The sequence below is a fragment of the Streptomyces sp. NPDC015532 genome (assembly GCF_043078065.1).
Classification (GTDB): domain Bacteria; phylum Actinomycetota; class Actinomycetes; order Streptomycetales; family Streptomycetaceae; genus Streptomyces.
In genome coordinates, this window is sequence record NZ_JBIBSY010000004.1 from 251,413 (window position 1) to 272,551 (window position 21,139).

The 21,139-nt window shown below is 72.3% G+C and carries 13 protein-coding genes; 7 read left to right on the top strand and 6 right to left on the bottom strand.

Features of this window, described 5'->3' with window-relative positions:
* Positions 1 to 101 precede the first annotated feature (101 nt).
* Both ACF07B_RS15595 and ACF07B_RS15600 read left to right on the top strand, forming a co-directional pair.
* On the top strand, positions 102 to 968 hold the full coding sequence (locus ACF07B_RS15595) for a MerR family transcriptional regulator (protein ID WP_392179341.1): 867 nt from the start codon (positions 102 to 104) through the stop codon (positions 966 to 968).
* A gap of 180 nt (positions 969 to 1,148) precedes the next feature.
* Positions 1,149 to 2,084, top strand: coding sequence for an alpha/beta fold hydrolase (locus ACF07B_RS15600; protein ID WP_369482662.1), 936 nt, complete (start codon positions 1,149 to 1,151; stop codon positions 2,082 to 2,084).
* A gap of 19 nt (positions 2,085 to 2,103) precedes the next feature.
* Here ACF07B_RS15600 and ACF07B_RS15605 read toward each other — a convergent pair whose 3' ends face one another.
* Positions 2,104 to 3,756 carry an MFS transporter gene (locus ACF07B_RS15605; RefSeq protein ID WP_369482688.1) on the bottom strand — a complete coding sequence of 551 codons (1,653 nt, stop codon included), beginning with the start codon at positions 3,754 to 3,756 and terminating at the stop codon, positions 2,104 to 2,106.
* Positions 3,757 to 4,512: 756 nt separating this feature from the next.
* Entirely contained in the window at positions 4,513 to 7,431 is a 2,919-nt protein-coding gene (locus ACF07B_RS15610; RefSeq protein ID WP_392179342.1) for a serine hydrolase, read from the bottom strand.
* Positions 7,432 to 7,668: 237 nt separating this feature from the next.
* On the opposite strand from ACF07B_RS15610, the gene ACF07B_RS15615 reads away from it, so the two are divergent.
* From ACF07B_RS15615 to ACF07B_RS15625, 3 genes are all read left to right on the top strand, one after another.
* A complete protein-coding gene (locus ACF07B_RS15615; protein ID WP_362392669.1) occupies positions 7,669 to 8,421 on the top strand; it encodes a GPP34 family phosphoprotein in 753 nt (250 codons plus the stop codon).
* A gap of 538 nt (positions 8,422 to 8,959) precedes the next feature.
* On the top strand, positions 8,960 to 9,817 hold the full coding sequence (locus tag ACF07B_RS15620; protein WP_362392672.1) for a helix-turn-helix transcriptional regulator: 858 nt from the start codon (positions 8,960 to 8,962) through the stop codon (positions 9,815 to 9,817).
* Between the two features lie 282 nt (positions 9,818 to 10,099).
* The gene (locus ACF07B_RS15625; RefSeq protein ID WP_369482660.1) at positions 10,100 to 10,309 is read left to right on the top strand and encodes a DUF397 domain-containing protein; all 210 of its coding nucleotides are present in this window, start codon (positions 10,100 to 10,102) and stop codon (positions 10,307 to 10,309) included.
* A gap of 176 nt (positions 10,310 to 10,485) precedes the next feature.
* Here ACF07B_RS15625 and ACF07B_RS15630 read toward each other — a convergent pair whose 3' ends face one another.
* Positions 10,486 to 11,325, bottom strand: coding sequence for a hypothetical protein (locus ACF07B_RS15630; protein ID WP_392179343.1), 840 nt, complete (start codon positions 11,323 to 11,325; stop codon positions 10,486 to 10,488).
* A 106-nt stretch (positions 11,326 to 11,431) separates the two neighbouring features.
* On the opposite strand from ACF07B_RS15630, the gene ACF07B_RS15635 reads away from it, so the two are divergent.
* Positions 11,432 to 12,217 (top strand): SDR family oxidoreductase, encoded by a 786-nt coding sequence (locus ACF07B_RS15635; protein ID WP_369482658.1) that lies wholly within the window; start codon positions 11,432 to 11,434, stop codon positions 12,215 to 12,217.
* A gap of 374 nt (positions 12,218 to 12,591) precedes the next feature.
* Positions 12,592 to 14,163 carry a sodium:solute symporter family protein gene (locus tag ACF07B_RS15640; protein WP_369482657.1) on the top strand — a complete coding sequence of 524 codons (1,572 nt, stop codon included), beginning with the start codon at positions 12,592 to 12,594 and terminating at the stop codon, positions 14,161 to 14,163.
* Positions 14,164 to 14,204: 41 nt separating this feature from the next.
* Here the strand turns inward: ACF07B_RS15640 and ACF07B_RS15645 are convergent, their stop codons facing one another.
* The 3 genes from ACF07B_RS15645 to ACF07B_RS15655 all read right to left on the bottom strand — a co-directional run bounded on the left by ACF07B_RS15645 (position 14,205) and on the right by ACF07B_RS15655 (position 20,544).
* Positions 14,205 to 15,320, bottom strand: coding sequence for an ADP-ribosylglycohydrolase family protein (locus ACF07B_RS15645; protein ID WP_369482656.1), 1,116 nt, complete (start codon positions 15,318 to 15,320; stop codon positions 14,205 to 14,207).
* Positions 15,321 to 15,494: 174 nt separating this feature from the next.
* The gene (locus ACF07B_RS15650) at positions 15,495 to 18,818 is read right to left on the bottom strand and encodes a tetratricopeptide repeat protein (protein ID WP_392179344.1); all 3,324 of its coding nucleotides are present in this window, start codon (positions 18,816 to 18,818) and stop codon (positions 15,495 to 15,497) included.
* 154 nt (positions 18,819 to 18,972) lie between these two features.
* Entirely contained in the window at positions 18,973 to 20,544 is a 1,572-nt protein-coding gene (locus ACF07B_RS15655) for a LamG-like jellyroll fold domain-containing protein (RefSeq protein WP_392179535.1), read from the bottom strand.
* Positions 20,545 to 21,139 lie beyond the last annotated feature (595 nt).

The window sequence follows — 21,139 nt, forward strand, 5'->3', positions numbered from 1 at the left end:
GCCGGTGTGGAGCAGGCCATCGGCTGACGCTCGCGGCGCCGGCGTTGACCTTGCCCCTGGGGCAAGGGGGAGCGTCCCTGTCACCGGGCGGAAGGCGCCCGGTGACGGAGGATGACAGGGTGGACAAGGACCTGCTCACCATCGGCGCGTTCGCCTCGCGGGCGCGGCTCTCGGCCAAGGCCCTTCGGCTGTACGACCGGCTGGGGCTGCTGACCCCGGCGTACGTCGACGAGGTCAGCGGCTACCGGTACTACCGGGCCGAGCAGACCGAACGGGCCCGGCTCGTCGCGCTGCTGCGCCAGCTCGACATGCCGCTGGCGCGGATCGCGGACGTGGTGGAGGCGCGCGGCACGGAAGCGGCCTCGCTGCTCACCGCGTACTGGGACGGTGCCGAGGCCCGCTTCGCCGCGCAGCGGGCGCTCGCCGACTACCTCCGTGGACGTCTTTCCGGGAGGAGTTCCGAGATGTACGAGAAGTTCGTCGTCGAGACCGCCGAGGTGCCCGAACAGGTCGTGCTGACCGAGAAACGGCACGTCCTGGCGCCCGAGCTGCCGGTGTGGATCCCCGCCTCGCTGGGCCGGCTGGAGGAGGGCGCCCGGGAGGCCGGGGGCATCACGGGGCCGCCGTTCGTCGTCTATCACGCCGAGGTCGGTGTGGAGAGCGACGGTCCGGCGGAGACGTGCGTACCGGTGACCGACCAGGCCGCGGCACGGGCCTGGGCCGGACGGCAGGGCCGGGCCACCGGGGCCGAGGTGCGGGTCGAACCGGCCCGGCGCATCGCGTTCGTCCGCATCAGCAAGGCGCAGGTCGCCCACCCGCAGATCCTGGCCGCGTTCGAGGCGGTCGAGAGCTGGGTCACCGGACAGGGGCTGTCCGTCGACGGCCCGTGCCGGGAGATCTACTTCGCCGACTGGGACGCGGCGGGGCCCGCGGACGCGGTGTGCGACGTGGCGTTCCCGGTGAGGTGATCTGAAGGGACCGCGTCGACGTGGGCGTGGCGCGGCCGCCGCGTCACGCCCCTTTCCCGTGATGCCGCGCCCACCTGGTGACGTGCAACGCCCACCTTCGTGTGACGGTGCGGGCACGGCGCCGGGGAGCCGTGTACGACTGGGGAGTTTCGGTGGTCTCGTCCCCCTCGGGAGTTCGCTGTGCCTTCTGTCGCTTCCTCGGTCCATGCCCGCGTCCCGGTGCCGGGAGGCGGGGCGTCCACGGAAGTGGCGGAGCACCGGCTCTCGTGGGAGGGCTACGGGTACACCGCGCGGGTGGCCCGGCACTGCTCCCCCGTCACGGAGCCGCTGCTCGTACTCGGCGGCTCGGACCAGACGCGGTACTCGTGGACACGGCACGAGCGGTGGCTCGGGCAGCTCGGAACCGTCGTCACCGTGGATCTGCCCGGGTTCGGGGACGCGGACTTCCTGCCCGCCGAGCACGGGATCGACTTCCTGGCCGAGTGTGCGGGCCACATGCTGCGCCGGCTCGGGCTCGGCCCGGTCAACCTGTACGCGGGGTGCTACGGCGGGGCGGTCGGGCTCCGGCTCGCCCAGCGGTATCCGGAACTGCTGCGCCGGGTCGCCGTGCAGGGGATGTCGGACCACATTCCGGACTGGTTCGCCGAGGCGCTCGTGGGCTGGGTCCGGCTCCTGGAGCAGGGACGCGTCGAGGAGACCGCCGAGGAGTTCGTACGGTGCTTCGTGCCGCCGCCCGGCGACCGCACCGTACGCAAGCACGCCGCGCTGACCCGGCTCATGTACCAGCAGTTCGCGGCGCAGACCCCGCGCGACGTCGCCGTGACGGTCGAGCGGAACCGGCGGCTGCTGGCCCACGAGTGGTACCGGCGGGCGCCCGTCCCCGCGGTCCCGTATCTCGCGTTCACCGGCGAGCACGACACGCTGACCACGCCCGGCATGGTCCGCTCGGTGGCGGCGGACCTGCCGGGCGCGTGGTTCACCACGATCGCGGAGTGCGGCCATCTGGCCCATCTCCAGCGGCCCCAGGACTTCTGCGATCTGCTCGTCCGCTTCTTCCGCGACGGACGGCCGCAGGAGGCGGGCCTGACCTACTGCGGGCCCTTCGAGCGGTACTAGCCCGGCGGTACCGGAGGGGTCAGCGCAGCTCCTCCGGGCACGGTGTCCCCCGGGGGAGCTGGTACGGCGCCGCGAGCCGGTAGGTGCCCGGCTTCGGGGCGAGCAGCTCCGTCCAGATGTCGCCCGCCGCGGTCTCCTCCGTCGGCGTCAGGCAGCCGTTGAGGTTCTCGTACGTCTTCGGGGTGCCGTCCGTGCGGCGCTTCGACGCCTTCGTCTCCTGGGGTGCCTTCAGGCTCTTGCCGTCCTCGTCGACGATGCTCAGCCACGGCGAGTACGGGATGCGGATGAGGATGCGGCCCGCCTCCTTCACCTCGATGGTCATCTCGCCCTGCTCGGCCAGGTCGACCACGGCGTGCGGCTCGGCGAGCGGGGTGGGGTCGGTGACCGTGAAGAGCTGCCAGTTGGCGTCGCCCCAGATCTGCCGCAGATACGGCATGCCCCGCTGGACGAGCTCGCGTTCGCGCTGGCCGCCGTCGCCGTCCGGTTCGCCCTTGGGCAGCACGACGTAGTGGATGGCCCAGCGCTGGAGCCACTCGTGGTAGTTCGCGGAGTTGAGCGTGTCGTCGTAGAAGAGCGGGTTGCGCTCCATGTCGGCCTGACGGTTCCAGCCGCGGGCGAGGTTCACGTAGGGGGCCAGGGCGGAGGCCTCGCGGTGCGAGCGGGCGGGGACCACCTCGACGCGGCCCTTCTCGGCGTCCACGAGCTGGAGCTGGTTGACGAGCGGGGCCAGCTCGCGCGCCCAGGAAGCCGCCGGGGTCGTGTGCACGATGTCGTCGACCGTCTTGAAGCCGATCCAGCCGGTGAACACGGCGAGGGCGATGACGGTGGCGTACCACTTCCGCGACTTCGGCACGGTGAAGGGCAGCGCGGCGGTCAGGGCGACGCCCGCGAACAGCATCGCCAGGCGCGTGATGTTCGAGCCGATCTGGGAGCTGATCAGCCAGACGAGGAGCACGGCGAGGCCGTACACCGCCGCCGTGATCCGTACCGTCGTCCACTCCTTGGGCACCACGTAGTAGACGGCGGCGGCGGACGCGAACGGCAGGATGACCGAGAAGAACGTCATCGGCTGTGTGCCCGAGAAGGGGAACAGCAGGGCCGAGAGCCCGACCACGACCGTCGGGGCGATGCCGAGGGCGTAGGCGCCGGGACGGCGCCTCTGGAGGAACATGGCCGCGGCCAGCAGGCCCACGAAGAGTCCGGCGACCGGTGAGGCGGCCGTCGCGAGCGCGGCCAGCGGCGCCGCGCACAGGGCCTTCGCCCAGCGTTTGTAGCGCCAGCGGTGGGGCCAGCAGAAGACGACGGCGACCGCGCCGAGCGCGAACGCCGTGCCGAGGCCGTACGTCACCCGGCCGGAGATCGCGTTGCAGACCAGCGCGAAGATGCCCGCGAGCGAGGTGGCGATCGGGTTCCGGACGACGCGGCTGCGCAGGAGGATCATCGTCAGCAGACCGGCCGAGAGCGTCCCGGCGATCATCATCGTCGTCCGGACGCCGAGCACCGACATCAGATACGGCGACACCACGCTGTAGGAGACCGGGTGCATTCCGCCGTACCAGGCGAGGTTGTACGCCGAGTCCGGGTGCCGGCCGACGAACTCCGCCCACGCGTCCTGCGCCGCGAGGTCGCCGCCACTGTTCGCGAACGTGAAGAACCACACGATGTGGAGCACGCCGGCGAAGGCGGTGAGGAGAAGGACGGGGTAGCGGCGGAGGAAGTCGCGCGGCGCGGATCCGGCCGTCGCCGCCGGAGCGGCCGGCCCGGTCCCGCCGGGCTTCCCGGCGGCGCCACCGCCCGCGTCCGCGACGGTGTCCGCGCTCGTGCCCGGGTCCGCCGCCGCGCCCGCGCTCGCACCGGTGTCCGCGACGCCGTCCGTGCTCGCGCCGGCGCCTGTGCCGGTGTCGGTGCCCGCGCCGGTGACGGCGACTGTGCCGGTGTCCGTGCTCGCGCCGGTGACTGTGCCCGCGCCGGTGACGGCGACTGTGCCGGTGTCCGTGCTCGCGCCGGTGACTGTGCCCGTGTCGGCGCCGGCGACCGCGACTGTGGCGGTGCCCGTGCTCGCGCACGTGTCGGCGCTGGTGGTTGTGTCCGTGTCGGCGCCGGCGACCGTGTCCGTGACTACGTCACGGACCGCCTCGCGGGTGCCGGCGCGCGGCCGTATTCGCGGGCCCGTTCCCTGGCCCGCATCGGCGTCGTCGGCGTGTGTCGGCTCCGCTGTCGCCACTGCAAGGTTCTCCCCGTGTCCCGTTTGGTCCGTTCTGGGCCGGGACCCGCGGCTCGCGAGCAGCCCCGATTAGCGCGACGCTAGCACGCACTCCGCCGGACAGCCCCCGAGTGGGGCACCGTCCGACGGAGTGCGGGTGCGGGCACCGCTCCCGCGGTACGTCACCGATGCGTGCGCGCGTACGTCACCGGTGTGCCCGTCCGCTCAGCCGACGCGGGTCACCCGCGCGCCGAAGCCGGGCTCGGCGAGGTCCCTCTGGAGCGCGACGGGGATCCGCACGGCCTCGCTGGAACCGTCACCGACCCTCAGCTCGCCGACGACCGTTCCCGCCGTGCCGGTGTGCGGGACCGCCGTCTTGCCCTCGCCGATGCTCAGCTCGGTCTTCAGACCGGGCCAGCCGACCGCGGTCATGTTCTTGGTGGCGACGACCGGGGTCCGGCCGCCGAGCTGGTCGTCCACGTAACCGACGACCTGGCCCTTCTTCACCACCGTGGCCGTGATCAGGCTCTTCTGGACCTTGTCGATCAGCTTCTGGCTGTTGACGAGTGCCAGGTGGAGGCTGTCCCAGACCTTGCCGGTGCCGGCGTCCTGGTTCATCACCGCGCCGTAGATCGTCTGCGTCTTGCCGTTCACGACCTTGGTCGCGGCCCACACCAGGTTGCCGCCCGCGGGCGTCGACGAACCGGTCTTCAGACCGATCACGCCGACCTGCTGCACCAGGAGGTCGTTGTTGTTGTAGATCGTGTTGGCCAGCCCCGGGACATCCGCCTTGGCCATCCCGACGACGCTGCGGAACACGTCGTTCTGCATGACCTTCTTGGCCAGCTTGATCTGGTCGGTGGCCGTGCTGACCGTCGTCTTCTGCAGACCGCTCGGGTCCGTGTACGTCGTGTTCGTCATGCCGAGGTCCTTGGCCGCGGCGTTCATCTTGGTGACGAACGACTTGCTGTCGGAGTCCCAGCGGGCCAGCAGCCGCGCCACGTTGTTGCCCGAGGGGATCATCAGCATCTGGAGCATCTGACGCTCGGTGAACTGCTGGCCCTTCGACAGCGCCGCCGTCGACTCGTCCGGCAGCTTCGACTCGTCCTCGGCCTGCTGGTCGACGGTGATCTTCTCGCCGTCCTCGTTCCCCTTCAGCGGGTGCTCCTGAAGGACCACGTACGCCGTCATGATCTTGGCGACGCTCGCCGTGGGGGCGGGGGTCTGCTTGCCGTCGGTCCCGAGGCTGCCCACGCCGTCCACCTCGATCGCGGACTGGCCCTGACCGGGCCAGGGCAGGTCGAGGGTGCCGCCGCCGAAGGTGTACGTGCTGTCGGCGCTGAGCGTCAGAGCCGGAGCCGGCAGCGGGCGGAAGGCCTGCGCGACTGCAAAGATCACCGCGAGCAGCAGGACCAGCGGCGTCCAGATCTTGACCCGCCGCACCAGGGTGCGGACCGGGGTCTGCGGCGGCGGCGGGGTGTTCGTCAGCTCGGCGAGCAGGTCCAGCGGGGGCTTCGGCGGAAGCGGGAGCTGGGTGGTGCGCTCGGGGCCGACCTGCGGAACGGCCGCGGTGGCCGCCGCGGGCCTGTCGGCGAACTTGGGAGCGGGGGCGGGGGCGGCGGTCCGCTCGGGCTTCGCGGGCCACTCAGGCTTCGCGGAGGGCCCGGGCTTCGCGGGCCCCTCGGGCTTCGCGGTGGGCTCGGGCTTGGCCGAGGGCTCGGGCTTCGCGGTGGGCTCGGGCTTGGCCGAGGGCTCGGGCTTCGCGGTGGGCTCGGGCTTCGCGGAGGGCTCGGGCGTCGGCTTCGGGCGCGCCGGAGGGGCGAAGTCGTCGAGCCGGTTGAGGGGGACGAACTTGCTGGTGCGTGCGGGGGCGCCGGCGGGCTTGGCGCCGGGCCCGTCGGCGGGCTGCTCGGCGGACTTGCCCGCGGCCTTGTCGGCAGGGGCGTCCGTCGGCCCGGTGGCGGGCTTCCCGTCGGTCGGCTTCCGCGTGGCGCCGCCCAGCTTGAGCATGGTGGTGGGCTGGTCCACGGCCGGGCGCCGGGGGGTCTTGAAGACGGCGGTGGGCTGGTCGACGGGGCGCTCGGGGGCGGGGTCCTCGTCGGCCTCGATGTCCGAGATCTCGTCCGGCACGGCGTCCGAGGGCTCGTCGGAGGTGTCGCTGTCGCCGTCGAGCCCGCTCTCGGGGGCGTCGGCGGGCTCGTCCTCGGGTTCGGCGTCGCGCCCGCTCCCGGGCTCGTCCTGGGAGGCGGACGCGGGCTCGTCGTCGTCCGCCAGGTCCGCGGGAGTCTCGTCGGAGCCGGCTTCCGGCTCCTGACCGGACTCGGGCTTCTGGTCGGTGTCGATATCGATGTCGCGGTCCGAGCCGGGGTCGGCGGCGGGGGCGGCGCCCTGCTCGTCCGTGCCGGGCACATCGCCGGACGCATCGCCAGAGACCTCGGACGCCTCGTCGGTGGCGTCGGTCGCGTCGGACGCGCCCTCGGCCGTCGCGGAGTCCGCGGGCTCGCCCGGCTCCTCGGCGAGCTCCGCCTCGGGCTCAGCGTCGGCGTCGGCCTCGGCGTCGTCACCCTCGACGTCGCCGGTCGGCTCCGTGCCGTCCGTGTCCGTGCCGTCTGCGTCCGCGCCGGTCTCGGCGGCGTCAGAGGCTTCCGCCTCGGTCTCGGCGGCGTCGTCGGCGCCTGCGGGGCCGTCCTCGTCCGGGGATCCGGTTCCGCCCCCGGAGCCGGCCTCAGCCCCGGCCGTGTCCGCCGGAGCGGGCTCGTCCGATCCGGCGACCCACGCGGCCACCGCCGCGCGCAGCCGGGTGTCACCCTCGGCGTTCTTGCCGCCGGCCGCGCCCTCGCCGTCCACGGACTCGGAGACGCGCTCCGGCTCCGCCGTACGGGAGGCGTCCGCCGTGCGGGCCGTCTCGGCCGAGAGCGCCTTCGTGGAGAACACCGCCGTCGCCTGATCCACCCGCACCGTGGCGGCCCTCTCGCGGGCCATCGCCATCCGGGGGTCGGCCGGGGCCGAGCTCTGGGTCGACGTCGACGCCGACGCGCCCGACCGCGCCGGACTCGGAACCGACGCCGGGGTCGCCGGCGTCGCTTCTGCCGACGACGCCGACGACTCGTGCTGCTTCGACCTGTCGGGGGACTCGCCCGCCACCGATGCCTCCTCCATGCGACGCGCGCCCGCCGCGCGCCGAGAACAAACCGTCAAACCCTTGAACCGCCGCCCGGACACCGCTGCCCGAGCCATGTACCAGTGTCCTGTGCGAGGGCCCGACTCTTGCGGTAGACGAGAACGACATACCTGCCGGTTCCCTCATATTCCGGTCACGCGCTCTCGACAGACCAATGTGAGAGGGGTCACCCTGTCATTCATCCACGCGGGGAGGCATGGATGGGCAAGAGCCGCAGAACAATTCCGGAGGAGCTTCTGCTGTTGGCGTTGGACCCGGCCACGGGTACCACCGCGCAGCCGCAGTCGCTCGACCTCGGTCTGGCCGGAGCACAGCTAGTGGAGCTGGCGCTGGCCGGACGGATAGCCCCAGACGGGGATCGTATCGCCGTGGTGGTGCCACGGCCGACCGGAGATCCAACACTGGACTGTGCGTTGGAACTCCTTCGCCGGCGCGGAGCACCGGTACGCGCGGTGAACTGGATCGGCGGACCCCGCCTGGGGCTTCGCCAGACCTACCTCTCTCATCTGGAGAGGTGCGGCATGGTCCATGCCGTGGCCGGCCAGATGTGCGGGGTGCTTCCGACGACTCGCTACCAAGCGACGGACACGGATATCAGCCGGGAGATCCGAACCCGGCTGGACAACGCGATCCGCACCGGCGTACCGCCGGACCCGCGGACCGCGGCGCTCGCCGCGCTGGCCCACGCGGTCGGTCTCGGCAAGCACCTGTACCCGGGGAACGAGGGACGTTCGTCCCGCTCCCGGCTGCGGGACCTGATCAGGCACGACCCCATGGGCGGCCTCGTGGCGCATGCCGTGATGGACGTCCAGAGCGGTGTGGCACAGCCTCGCCGCAGCCCGGCACCGGCAGGCCGCCCGGCCACCGCCGGCGTCAGGTCCGCACCGGAACCCGCACGCGGTGTTCCGATGCAACCGCGCCATGGTTCGATGGCGCGCGCCGTGGCGCACTGAGCCGCGGGCCCACGCGGCCCGCGTCACGCACCGCCGGCGGTACCCGCACCACGCAGGACCCGCAGCACCCGCACCGCCAGCACCGCCGCAAGACACCAGCGCCGCACCGCAGTCCCCATGATCCGGTTCGGGAGCCGCCGGCTCGCGCGGGGTGGCTGAGACCGTACGTCCGGACGACGGCACGGTCCCGGCGCCCCGCGCGACCGCATGCGGGGAGCGGCCCGCCCCCGAGGGGGTCCGCACACCCGGGCGGCAGGCCGGGCACGACCACGCTTCGGCGGCGATCTTCCGTGTCCCTCAAGGGAGTCGCGGGGCCCGTACCGACGGTGACGGCGGAAACGGTAGTGCCGTCGAACGACGATGACGGCGAAACGGTGGTGACACCGACGTCGCACGGCCGCGTATACACGCCGAATCTGCGAACTTGCGCCCACCCGGCGCATATACGCCGTTTCCCAGCGGTAGAAAGCACCTTGGTGGCAATCTGCTCAACAGCAGATACGCAAAGTACAGGCCCGCAGCCGGAGGTGCACGTCCCGTGGCGTCAAGTGTCAATCCCACCGTCCGGCGGCGCCGGCTGGGCCAGGAGCTTCGGCGGCTCCGCGAACTCAAGGGCATGACGGCCGAAGAGGTCGCCGAGCGCCTGCTGGTGTCACAGTCGAAGATCAGCCGGCTGGAGAACGGCCGGCGCAGTATCAGCCAGCGTGACGTCCGCGATCTGTGCGGGGTCTACGAGGTCGAGGACCACCGGATCGTCGACTCGCTGATGCAGATGGCCAAGGACTCGCGCCAGCAGGGCTGGTGGCACTCCTTCGGCGACATCCCGTACAGCGTCTACATCGGTCTGGAGACCGACGCGGCGAGCCTGCGCGTGTACGACCCCCAGGTCGTCCCGGGCCTGCTGCAGACCCGGCAGTACGCCGAGGCCCTGATCGCGGGGGCCCTGCCGGAGACCGCGCCCGCCGACATCGACAAGCGCGTCCAGGTGCGGATGAAGCGGCAGGAACGAATCTCCGCGCCCGACAACCCGCTCCGCCTGTGGACCGTCCTCGACGAGTCCGCCCTGCGCCGCGCCGTCGGCAACCGCTCGCTGATGCGCGAGCAGCTCGAGTACCTCGTCGAGCAGTCCCAGCTTCCGCACGTCACCGTGCAGGTGATCCCCTTCGACATGGGCGCGCACCCGGGCCTCAACGGCCAGTACGCGATCCTGGAGTTCCCCGACGCGGCCGACTCCAGCGTCGTCTACATCGAGGGCGTGACCAGCGACCTGTACCTGGAGAAGGCGAACGATGTCCAGAAGTACAGCGTGATGTACGAACACCTGCGGGCCCAGGCCCTGAACGTGGAGCAGTCGCGCCAGTTCATCGCGGACATCGCGAAGGAGTACGCGCGCTGACCGGCGCGGGGGCGGCCTCGCGAGGGCGTCCCGGCCGATGAGCGGCCGGACCCTACACTGTCGCCGCCCCAACGCGGAAGACCCCCATGGAATATGCCATCCAGTCGAGTGAATAGTCGCTTCGCCAACCGATGTTGGCGAGTAGCGTCGATCACGCCATCGAGCAACAACGTTGGCGCAATCCGGACCGCGGGTCTCCTGACGGATCCGCAGTCCGGTGGCAGTGCGCCGACGGCTTCGTGGCGGCAACTCATCGACGAACGACAGCTTTCTGGAGCGATCATGGCAATTCAGCAGGGCGCCCTCGACACCTGGACCAAGTCTTCCTACTCCACCGGCAACGGCGCCTGCGTCGAGGTCAAGTCCCCTGTCCTCGCGGCGATGGCCGTCCGGGACTCCAAGGTTCCCGCCGGCCCCACGCTCGCCTTTCCCGCGGACGCCTGGAACGCCTTCGTCACCGAGGTGAGCCGCGGAGCGTCCAGCCTCGTCTGACCCCTATGTCCGGAACAATCTCATACGCTCCACCGACAGAGCCCTCTCGACCGGCCCGCCGTCCTGGCCGAGGGGGCTCGGCCCTCTCCTCTTTCGGGCTCGGTTCGCCTCCGGGGCGCTGAAGCCGGTGTCGAGAAGCCGACGCGCCCCTTCGGCTCACTCGCCTCAGGGTCCCGCTAGCGCAGGCGGTCCACGTAGGTGTCCGTTCCCGGGACCGTGGGGATGAACGGGGCCACCAGCTCCACGCGTCCCAGGCCCGATTCGGCCACGGCCTCGTCCAGGCCCGTGAAGTGCGCCTCCCAGCAGTCGCGCGGATCCGCCTGGAGGAACCACAGCAGGGTGAGCCGGGTCTCCACGCCCTCGACCTGCTTGACGTAGGTCATGCGGTCACCGGGGAGCGGGGTCGGCCGGAAGACGGTGACGAGGGCGGCGGGTGAGCCCGTCAGCCGCCGGGGGAGGTGGCGGGAGCGCAGCCACTCCAGCAACTCGGCGCGCCGGTCGGCGGATTCGGCGTCGATGACCTCGACCACGAGACCGGCGTAGGGATGGTCGAGGGCGTGGAAGTCGCGGGGGCCCGCGGCGCCGTCGCGGTAGACGGTGGCCTCGTGGTCCTGGAAGGCCGTGAAGACGTGCGTACGGTCCTGGTAGACGCGGCCGTCGCGGTTCAGCCGCCTGTTGATGCCGACGGTCCACTTCATGTGGTCGTCGTAGCGGCCGTCGGTGACCCAGTAGGTGGAGATGTAGCAGCCCGCGGTGACCGGCTGGGCGACCGCCGACTTCTCCGGGTAGCGCAGCAGCTGGAGGTCACGGGTGGCCACCCAGCGGCGTCCGGCGTACATCCAGGGCATGGCCATCGCGCCCGCGTAGTAGTGGTCGTCCTCGTACCAGCGGTTGTAGGCGTACTCGTGGCCCGGGTGCGGTTCGACCAGGGTGATCAGGGCGTGGCCCGGGTGGACGCCGTACGGGCCGAGGGCGGCCAGTTCCGCGTAGGTCTCGCTGCGGGTCTCCTCCGACATGACGAACCCCTTCCTCGGTGGAACGTGCGCGGGACTTCCTTCCTCCGCCGGACGCCCATACTCTGACGCTCCGTCAGACAATTTGCCAGAGTCGGGGAGGCCCCGGATGTCACTGCTGACCGGCAGGACCGTCGTGGTGTCGGGCGTGGGAGCGGGACTCGGCCATCAGGTCGCGGCGGCCGTGGTGCGCGACGGCGGCAACGCCGTTCTCGGGGCGCGCACGGAGGCGAATCTCGCCAAGGCGGCGGCCGAACTGGACCCGGACGGCACGCACACGGCGTTCCGCGCGACGGACATCACCGACGAGGGGCAGTGCGACGCGCTCGCGGCGCTCGCGGCCGAACGCTTCGGGCGGATCGACGCGGTGGTCCATGTCGCCGCCTGGGACAGCTACTTCGGTGGCCTGGAGGACGCGGACTTCGCGACCTGGCAGTCGGTCATCGATGTGAACCTGCTCGGCACGCTGCGGATGACCCGCGCCTGCCTCCCCGCACTGAAGGAGCGCGGCGGTTCCGTCGTCATCGTCGGGACGCAGTCGTCGGTCGCCGCGCCGAGCCAGGTGCGGCAGGCGGCCTACGCGGCCTCGAAGGGCGCGCTGACGAGCGCGATGTACTCCCTGGCGCGGGAGCTCGGCCCGTACCGGATACGGGTCAACACCGTGCTGCCCGGCTGGATGTGGGGCCCACCGGTCGAGGCGTACGTGCAGTTCACGGCCTACACCGAGCAGGTGCCCGAGGCGGACGTGCTGAAGCGGCTCACCGAGCGGATGGCCCTGCCCGAGCTGGCCACGGACGGGGACGTCGCCGACGCCGCGGTGTTCCTGGCATCCGACCGGGCGCGGGCGATCACGGGCCAGTCCCTGCTCGTGAACGCGGGCGAACTCATGCGGTAGTCGATCCGGCAGGCGGCTCCTCTCGCAGGCGCACGGGACCCGCATCCCGTACGGCTGTCTTCGTGTCATTGCTGCTGCGGTCTGACGAAGTGCCCGCTCATGGTGTGGTCCACGTCACGAGCACGACAACAGCCCGGTGGGTAAAGTAGAGGCAAAATCGTTCTGCTTTCTGATCTGTGTTCATATCTGTGACCGCGAGAGGTCTTGACCGGCTGGTCGAACCAGCGGTTCAATCCCCAAGTCCCCGCTCCCGCACGGGGGCGCCGCCCTCCCCGAACGCTCGGCTCCGTTCGAGCAAGGGGGACCCGTATGCGTACTGGCGAAGTGCCGTCCGGTATCTGCAGGTTCACAAGGCGGACCCCTGGAGGGGGCACATGAACGGTCTCGACTGGGCCGTCCTGGTCGCGTATTTCGGTGTCATGACCGCGATCGGTGTCTGGTCCCACAAGCGTGTGGACGATGTGAGCGACTTCTTCACCGCGGGCGGCAAGATGCCGTGGTGGCTGTCCGGCATCTCGCACCACATGTCGGGCTACAGCGCGGTGATGTTCACCGGCTACGCCGGCATCGCGTACACCTACGGCATCACCTCGTACGTCACCTGGGCGCTGCCCATCGCCATCGGCGTGGCCATCGGCGCCAAGGCCTTCGCGCCCCGGCTCAACCGGCTGCGCTCACGGCTGCACGTCGCCTCGCCCCTCGAATACCTCAAGGACCGCTACAACGTGCCGACGCAGCAGGCGCTGGCCTGGTCCGGCATCCTGCTGAAGATCGTGGACGTCGGCGCGAAGTGGGCGGCCATCGCCACCCTGCTCAGCGTCTTCACCGGCGTCACGCTCACCCAGGGCATCCTCATCACCGGCGGCATCACGGCCGTTTACTGCACGATCGGCGGGCTGTGGGCCGACGCGCTGACCGAACTGGGCCAGTTCGTCATCCAGTTGCTGGCCGGTCTGACGATGCTGGTCATCGCGCTGAACAAGATCTCCGACCAGGGCGGCCTCTCCAAGGCGCTGGACTCGCCGAAGCTGCACGGTCACGCGGACGGGTTCGCGGGCCCGTACCTGACGGTGTTCTTCATCGCGTACCTGTTCATCAAGCTGTTCGAGTACAACGGCGGCATGTGGAACCAGGCCCAGCGCTACATGGCCACGGGCAGCGCCAAGCAGGCCACGCGCTCCGCGTTCCTGTCCGCCGGGCTCTGGTTCGTGTGGCCGGTCATCCTGTTCATCCCCATGTGGCTCTCGCCGCTGCTCGTCACCGCGCAGAAGCCGGACGGCTCGGACGCGTACGGCCTGATGACCGAACAGCTCCTGCCACACGGCCTGTTGGGCCTGGTCGTCGTCGGGTTCTTCTCGCACACGATGGCCATGTGCTCCTCGGACGCGAACGCCATCGCGGCCGTGTTCACCCGGGACGTGGCGCCGGTGCTCTCCAAGGCCGCGCGCGCCTGGGACACCCGTGCCGGGCTCATCGCGGGCCGTGTCACCACCGTCGCCTTCCTCGGCTTCTCCATGGCGGTGGCCACCCAGGTCAACTCCCCCACGTTCAAGGACATCATCACCGTCGTCATCAAGTGGGTGGCGGGGCTCATGGGACCGATCGCGATCCCGTTCATCCTGGGTCTGCTGCGGCCGTTCCGTAAGTCCGGCCCGACGGCGGCGCTGACCAGCTGGGCCTGCGGTCTGCTCGCCTTCTTCTTCGTCAACTACAACCTGGACTTCTCCCAGCGCACGGACGTGAAGCTGGAGTACCAGGTCTCCGTGCCGATGGCCATCTCGCTCGTCCTGTACATCCTCATCGGCTTCCTGCGGCCCGAGGACACCCCCGAGCGGGACGCCCTCATCGAGATCATCAACACGGACGACGACGGATCGACCGCCGCGGCGGTCCCGGCACCGGCGAGCGCCGCGGACGGCGTGGTGGGCACACCGGTGAAGGACTAGAGAAGGGCCCGAGGGGACCCGGGGCCCGTCGCGTCCCCGGGTCAGGCGCGGGGGTAGCGGGCGAGCCAGCCCGGGGACGATCCGGCGGGCCCGTGCAGCGCGGGCCCCTGGGTCATCTCCATCGCGAAGTCGTCCGCGAGGACCAGCACCGTGGGACGGCCCTCCAGTTCGGCCAGCCAGGCCGGCGGGAGGGCCGTCTCGCCGTGCAGGGCGCCCAGCAGACCACCCGCCAGGGCGCCGGTGACGGCGGAGGGCCCGCCGTGGTTCACCGAGAGGCACAGACCGTGCCGAACGTCCTCACCGACGAGCACGCAGTACACCGCGGCGGCGAGCGGCCCCTCGGCGATGCCGCTCACGGCGAGCTCCTGGACCCGCTCGGGTGAGGGCATGCCCTGCCGTACGGCGCCCAGGGCGTGCTGGAGCGCGGCGGCCACCGGCTGGTGCCCGGGCCGGGTCACGAGCAGCGCGAGGGCCTGCTGCAGGGCCGCGTCGAGGTTCTCGCCGCGGGCGAGCGCGTGCACGGTCACGGCGTACGCGCCCGCCGTCAGGTATGCCGAGGGGTGGCCGTGCGTCTGGGCGGCGCACTCGACCGCGAGCTGCATCACGAGCTGCGGCTCCCAGCCGACGAGCAGGCCGAACGGCGCGGAACGGGCGGCGGCCTGGGGACCCTGCTCGCCGGGGTTCTTGGGCGCGTCCAGCGTCCCCATGATGTCGTCGGCGAGGCCGAGCAGACAGGCCTGGGCGGGATCGCGGCGGGCGTAGAGCCACTCCTCGCGGGCCAGCCAGCCGTCGTCCTTGCGGCGTTCGTCGGGCCCCCAGTCGCTCTGGGTGGCCGCCCAGCGGCGGTAGGCGCGGTGCACGTCGGAGGGCGGATGCCAGGCGCCGGTGTCGCGGCGCACCTGGGCGCGGACGAGTCCGTCGACGCCGAACAGGGCGAGCTGGGTGAGGTGCGTGACGGCGCCGCGCCGCCCGTACGCGAGGGCCGGTCCGGCGAGGCCCTCCGCGCCGTAGGTCTCCCGGATCCCCTCCAGCGAGAGCCCGTCGACCGGGGCGCCGAGCGCGTCGCCGACGGCCGCGCCCAGAAGTGTCCCGCGGACCCGGCTCCGGAAGTCCTGCTGCTCCCCACGGCCCCAGACGGCACCGGCTGTCGCACCCACCGAGACCTCCTGAGGCACTGTCCGTACGCACGTCCGACAGGGCAGCACTGTAATCGAACAGGAACCGCCGGCCGAGGTCGCGGATCCAGAAAGAGGATGTGCTCCCGGTGTCCCCGCGTGGCCGGGTCCGGGCGGTCCACGGGGGACAGCGCGGGCTTCGGCCCCCGGCCGCCGTCAGTCCGGGTAGCGCGCCCGGATCGCGTCGCGGGCCGCTGTGACCGCCGTGAGGCGCGGGGTCAGGCGGGAGGGGTCGGCGCCGGGGGCGGCGAGGAGTTCGGTGAGGATGTCCGCGAGCTCGGCCAGATCGTCCCATTCGGGGTCCATGGCCAGGACGTCGCCCAGCCCCCGGTCGGCGTCGGCCCAGTCCCCGAGGGCCCAGCCGATGATGCACCGGCCCGACCGGCGGGTGAGCTCGTCCGGGGCGTCCGTGTCCAGGAGCCGTTCCAGCTCACGCCACCAGGGTTCCGCGGCCGTCCTGCCCCGGGACCGCGCCTCGGTCATCGCCAGCTGGAACGTGCCCGGTACCGGTTCCTCCGCACGGAGCCGTTCCGCGAGGTGCCGGGCCCGCGCCCACTCCCCGGCGTGCCGGAGGACGTCGACGCGCACGTGGTCGAGGTCGAGGTCGAGCGCGTCGTCCGGGCCCGGCACGGGGCCCGCCTCGGACAGCCGGGCCGTCGCCTCGTCCCGCCGGCCGCAGTGGATCAGCGTCTCCACGATCCGGCAGCGTGCCGTGTCCCCGTCACCGCCCAGGGCGATCAGCCGTTCCCAGTCGGCGAGGGCCCGCTCGGGCCTTCCGGTCGCCAGGAACACCTGGGCCCGCTTCTCGTAGGCGAAGGCGTAGTCCGGGCTGTCCGTCAGGGCCCGGTCCAGCCAGGTCAGCGCCTCCTCGTAGTCCTTCAGGTCACGGTAGGTGGCTCCCAGGCAGCCGAGCGCCGAGGCGTTGCCGGGATCCCGGTCCAGGACGTGCCGGAAGACGGTGATCGCCTCCTGGTGCCGCTCCTCGATCCGCAGGGCGTTGCCCAGTTCGACCTCGATCCAGTCGGCGTCCGGACTCGCCGCGAGCGCGCGCCGCAGATCCTCGTTCGCGCCGGACAGGTCCTCAAGACCCCACCTCACCCGGGCCCGCATCACCAGGGCCCAGGAGTAGTCCGGCTCCAGCGCGACGGCACGGTCGAGATCGGCCAGCGCCCGCGCGCTGTCGCCCAGCTCGTGGTGCGACACCCCGCGGCCCGCCAGGGCCGAGGCGTAGTCGGCCTTGAGCCCGACGGCCCGTCCGAGTTCGGCGACGGCCTCCTCGAAACGGCCCGCGAGCCGGTAGGCGTCGCCCCGTTCCGAGGCGACCCAGGCGGAGTCCGGCTCCAGACGGGCCGCCCGGTCCAGATCGGCGAAGGCCTTGTCCCACGCGTCCGTGTCACGGTGCAGCCGGGCCCTGCGGACGAGCGCCCAGAGGTGGTTCCCGTCCATGCCCAGCGCACGGTCGAAGTCGGCGCCCGCCGCGTCGAACCGGTCGAGGGCGTGCCGGCACACCGCTCGGGAGGCCAGCGAGTCGACGTCCGTCGGGTCGAGGGCGACGGCCCGGTCGAAGTCGGCCACCGCCTCCTCGAAGCGGCCCGCCAGGCGGTGTGTCTCCGCCCGTTCCGCGATGATCCACCCCGTGTCCGGCCGCAGCTCGTCGGCGCGGTCGAAGGCGGCCAGCGCCGCGGTGAAGTCCCCCCGCAACTGGTGGGCGAAGCCGCGGCCGTAGTGCACCCGTGCCTCGTCCGGATCGATCTCGACCGCCCGGTCGTACTCGGCCAGGGCCCGTTCGTACTCCCCGCCGTTGCGCAGTTCCCTGGCCCGTACCCCGTGTGCCAGGGCGCGGCCGGCGCCGTGCAGCGCGGAGCGGGCCAGCAGCAGGTCCATCGCCGCGGCCACCCCGCCCTCGTCGTCCGCCAGCGCCTCGGTCAATCCCCGGCCCAGTTCGCGCAGGGCCGGGTCGCCCGCCGCGTCTCCGGCCTCCTCGATCATCCTGGCCCAGTTGCGTCCGGCCACCTGACCGGTCCGGCAGGCCTCGACCACGTCGCTCAGCGCGGCGCCCAGCGCCGCGCGCGGCCGGGCGCACAGCCGGTGGTACGACTCCTCCAGCCGCAGCCGCCGCCACGGCTCGTGCTTCCACAGCTCGTCGGGATCGAGCAGGTCGTGCCCCGCCTCGTCGCACCACTGGCCGAAGACCTCCGCGAGCCTCTCGTGGCGCTCGGTCCAGCCGCGCGGGGAATGGCGCCGCTGGAGCCGGAGCATCGGCTCGCGGACCAGGCCGTGGTACCGGATCCGGTCACCGCGGCCGTCCACGAACGGCAGCCCGCGCAGCCAGCCGAACAACGCGTCGGCGTCCTCGTCGGGGCACTCCACGGCCGCCCGGAACACGTCCAGGTCGAGGCCGCGGGGAAGGGCGCAGGCGAGGGCCACCGCGCGGCGGACCGGGTCCGGTTCCCACTTCAGGAAGCGTTCGACGGCGGTGGCCGAGGGATCGCCGATGTCGTCGGGGTCCGCGGGGCGCTGCTCGGCCAGCGTGGAGACCAGCAGGGGCAGTCCGCCCGTGAGGCGCAGCACCTCCTCGACCACGGGCTCCGCCACGACGCCCTTGTCCGCGAGGAGGCCCCGCGTCTCGGTCTCGGTGAAGGGACCGAGGGGCAGGTCGGTGACGAAGTCGGTGAAGCCGCCCCAGCGGGAGGTGTCGAAGGGGCGCTGCCCCGCGGTCACCACGACGACCGTGGCGGGCAGCAGGCCGTGCTCCCGGGTCGCCATCACCGCGTGGAGCCATGCGTCGAGGAACGGTCCCGTCCGCTCGTAGGTGTCGAAGAACAGGACGATCCACGGTACGGCCGACGCCGCCTCGGAGAGCTCCCTGACGAGGACCGGGGTGAGCACGGCGTGCGGTGACAGGACCAGCCGCTCGTCCTCCTCGTTGCGCAGGCGCGCGCCGATTCCCGCGCGCAGCCGGTCGGCGCCCTGGGCCAGTTGGGCGGGGTCCAGGACTCCGGCGAAGGCGCCGACCCCGGGCACCATTCCCAGTCCCACCAGTCCGACCCGTGCCACGGTCAGGCTGCCCGCCGAGGGGCCGGGCCGCTCGGGCTCGTGGGGGGCGAGGACGGCGGCCTCCGCCTCGTGCCGCCGCTCGTGGTACGACGCCAGCAGGCGGTCCAGCTCCTTGAACCGGTGTCCCTGCGCGGCGAAGCGGCGGCTGAGCGCCGCCATGGCCTCGGGCAGGCTGCCGACGCTCTCGTCGACGTAGGCCGTCAGCGCGCCGCGTTCACGCGCCAGTTGTTCCATCTCGCGGACCAGGAACGTCTTGCCGACGCCCGCGTTGCCGTGCACGTGGAACAGGAACCGGTGCCGCTCGTCCTCGGGAGGCAGGTCGAAGTTGGCGCGGAACGTGGCCCGTTCGGCCCCGCGTCCGACGAACCCGTGGCGCCGCCGCCCCTCGATCAGCTCCTGCATCGACGGCCGCGCCCGCGTCATCGGCCCGCCCCTCCCCCGTGGTCCGCCCGGTCCGCCCTCCAGTCTGACGCAACCCGTCCCGGAACGCGCGGTGTTGACGGGCCACGCACGGGCGGCCGGATCACGCTTCCGGCCGCCCGCTTCGACGGTGGTCAGTGCCTGGGCACCGGCGGGATCACGGGTCGATGCCCTCGCCCGCGCCGAGCTGCCTGATCTGCGTCTCGCTCAGGACCCCCTGGTAGGCCTGCACCTCGTCCACGTCGCCGTGCAGGTACTCGCCCCAGCCGTCACCGGCCTTGGCCCTGCCGACCTGGAGGGCGCCGCCGCTGTGCCGGCCGTTCGGGAAGTCGGCCGTGTCCCCGCCACCGAGCTGGCCGTCGACGTACAGCCTGATCGTGTCGGCCCCGTCGTCGTAGACCACGGCGAGGCGATGGCCGGGGCCCTCGCCGCCGTCGGCGCTCTCGACCTCGGACACCACCTTCTCCGGGGCTCCGGCCTCGTCCCTCTCGGGCATCACGAGCTGCCAGGTCCGCGAGGACGGCTCGTAGCGCACCTTGAAGGCGTCGGTGTGCTCGCCGGCCTGGGAGAGCACGGTCATCGGGTGCGCGGGCTCGGAGTCGGCGAGGCGCACGACGACGCCGACGGTGAAGCTGTCCGCTGTGTCCACGGCCGGTCCGTCGAGGGCTGCGTGGCCGCTCTCACCGTCCAGGTGCAGATGCCCGTCGCCCACCAGTGCTATGGGCACGTAGGGGCAGTCCGGGTCGAGCTCCGGAGGGCAGGCAGCGGAAGCGTCGGAGTACCGGTAGAGGGTCGCCCCGGGGCCGAGCCGCAGCGGGGAGCCGCCCGCCTGCTCCGGGCTCGCGCCGTCGGACACGTTCTCCAGCGACCAGTGACCGAGCCGCTTCGCTGCGCGGTGCGCGAGTTCGGAGACCTCGTCCGGTACGACGACCCGGTCGTGGACCTGTACGTCACCGATGTCGCCGTGCCAGCGGTCGCGGTAGCCGTTGGCCCCGCGGGCCCGGCCGATCTGGAAGGCGCCTGCCGCCTCGGCGGGCGTCGCGTCCGCCGCGGTGCCGGTCGCACGGCCGTTGACGTACAACCGCGCCTTGCCGGTCTCCGCGTCGTACAGACCCACCAGATGCGCCCACTCACCGGTCTCGGGCGCGCCGCCCGAGACCCGCGCGTCACCGATCGCGAACGACCAGGCCGGGCCGGAGTCCTCGGCGCGCAGGCCGAGCGAGAAGCCGGGTGCGCCGTCCGCGTCCTGGGAGGCGGCCGTCATGGTCCGGCCGGTCTCGGCGGGCCGCACCCAGGCGCTGACGGCGAAGGACTTGCGGAGGTCGGTGGCGGGGGCGTCCGGGGTGAGGAAGCCGTGGCCGCCGCCGTCCAGCGCGACGGAGGAGGTGATGGCGGTGCCCGCGGGCGCGGGGCCGCCGAAGGTCACGCCGGTGCCGGCCCGGGCGGCGGTGCCCGTCTCGGCGGCGGCGGTACGGGAGCCCGCCGGGTCGGTCAGCTTCCAGTGGGCGACCGAGGCGCGGCCGGACTTCACGTTGAAGTTGTAGGTGGTCTGCCCGCTGCTGCGGCCAGACCGGTCGATCGCGCGGACCTGGAGGTACTTCGGCCCGCTGCTGAGCGGCAGGTACGGGATGGTCACGGCCGCCCCGGGCCGCCCCGCGGAGACCGTTCCCCCCGGGCCGCCCAGGAAGCTGTACGCGTACGACACCACGTCGTCCGAGGGCGAGTCCATCGTGAAGTGGCCGTAGACGCCGACGCCGTCCACCCAGAACTCCTGCTCCGGGACGGGGTATTCGGGCGAGGCGACCGTCGCGTTGGCCGGATTCGTGTCATCGACCACGAACGAGCAGACCGATCCGGCGCCCGCGTCGCTCCACGCCGAGGTGGCCTGGCCGTCGTTCGCGCGGACGTGCCAGGAGACGACCGTGTTCGCGGGGATGTCGGAGGGCAGCTGCCAGCTCCGCCGGCTCCCGGACAGGCCGTGGTCGGTGGTGAACGTACGACGCTGCTCGGCTCCGGCCGCGTCCGTCCACCAGGCCTCGAAGTCGCCGTCGACCCGGTTGGTCTCGTAGGGCTGGTTGTCCTCCTCCGGGTCGTACAGCACCGCGTCGAGCGTCGGCGCCGAGGAGACGTACACGGTGTCGGCGCCCGTCGCGCACGCCCTGCCCTGGGTCGACAGATCCGCGACGAGCGGCTGCTTCGGCGGCAGGTTGTCGAGTGCGTACGCGGTGCCGGCCGCGGTGGTCAGCAGTGCCACCGTGCAGCACCCCACCGCCAGCCGTCCTCGCCCGACCGCTCTTCTGGAATCCTTCAAGTCGCCCTCTCCC

What these genes read in the sequence shown, in the direction of transcription:
- ACF07B_RS15615 (WP_362392669.1), top strand. Translation starts at nt 7,669, where the DNA reads ATGGGCAAGAGCCGCAGAACAATTCCGGAGGAGCTTCTGCTGTTGGCG.
- ACF07B_RS15640 (WP_369482657.1), top strand. Translation starts at nt 12,592, where the DNA reads ATGAACGGTCTCGACTGGGCCGTCCTGGTCGCGTATTTCGGTGTCATG.
- ACF07B_RS15655 (WP_392179535.1), bottom strand. Translation starts at nt 20,544, where the DNA reads ATGGACTCGCCCTCGGACGACGTGGTGTCGTACGCGTACAGCTTCCTG.
- ACF07B_RS15635 (WP_369482658.1), top strand. Translation starts at nt 11,432, where the DNA reads ATGTCACTGCTGACCGGCAGGACCGTCGTGGTGTCGGGCGTGGGAGCG.
- ACF07B_RS15625 (WP_369482660.1), top strand. Translation starts at nt 10,100, where the DNA reads ATGGCAATTCAGCAGGGCGCCCTCGACACCTGGACCAAGTCTTCCTAC.
- ACF07B_RS15650 (WP_392179344.1), bottom strand. Translation starts at nt 18,818, where the DNA reads ATGACGCGGGCGCGGCCGTCGATGCAGGAGCTGATCGAGGGGCGGCGG.
- ACF07B_RS15630 (WP_392179343.1), bottom strand. Translation starts at nt 11,325, where the DNA reads ATGTCGGAGGAGACCCGCAGCGAGACCTACGCGGAACTGGCCGCCCTC.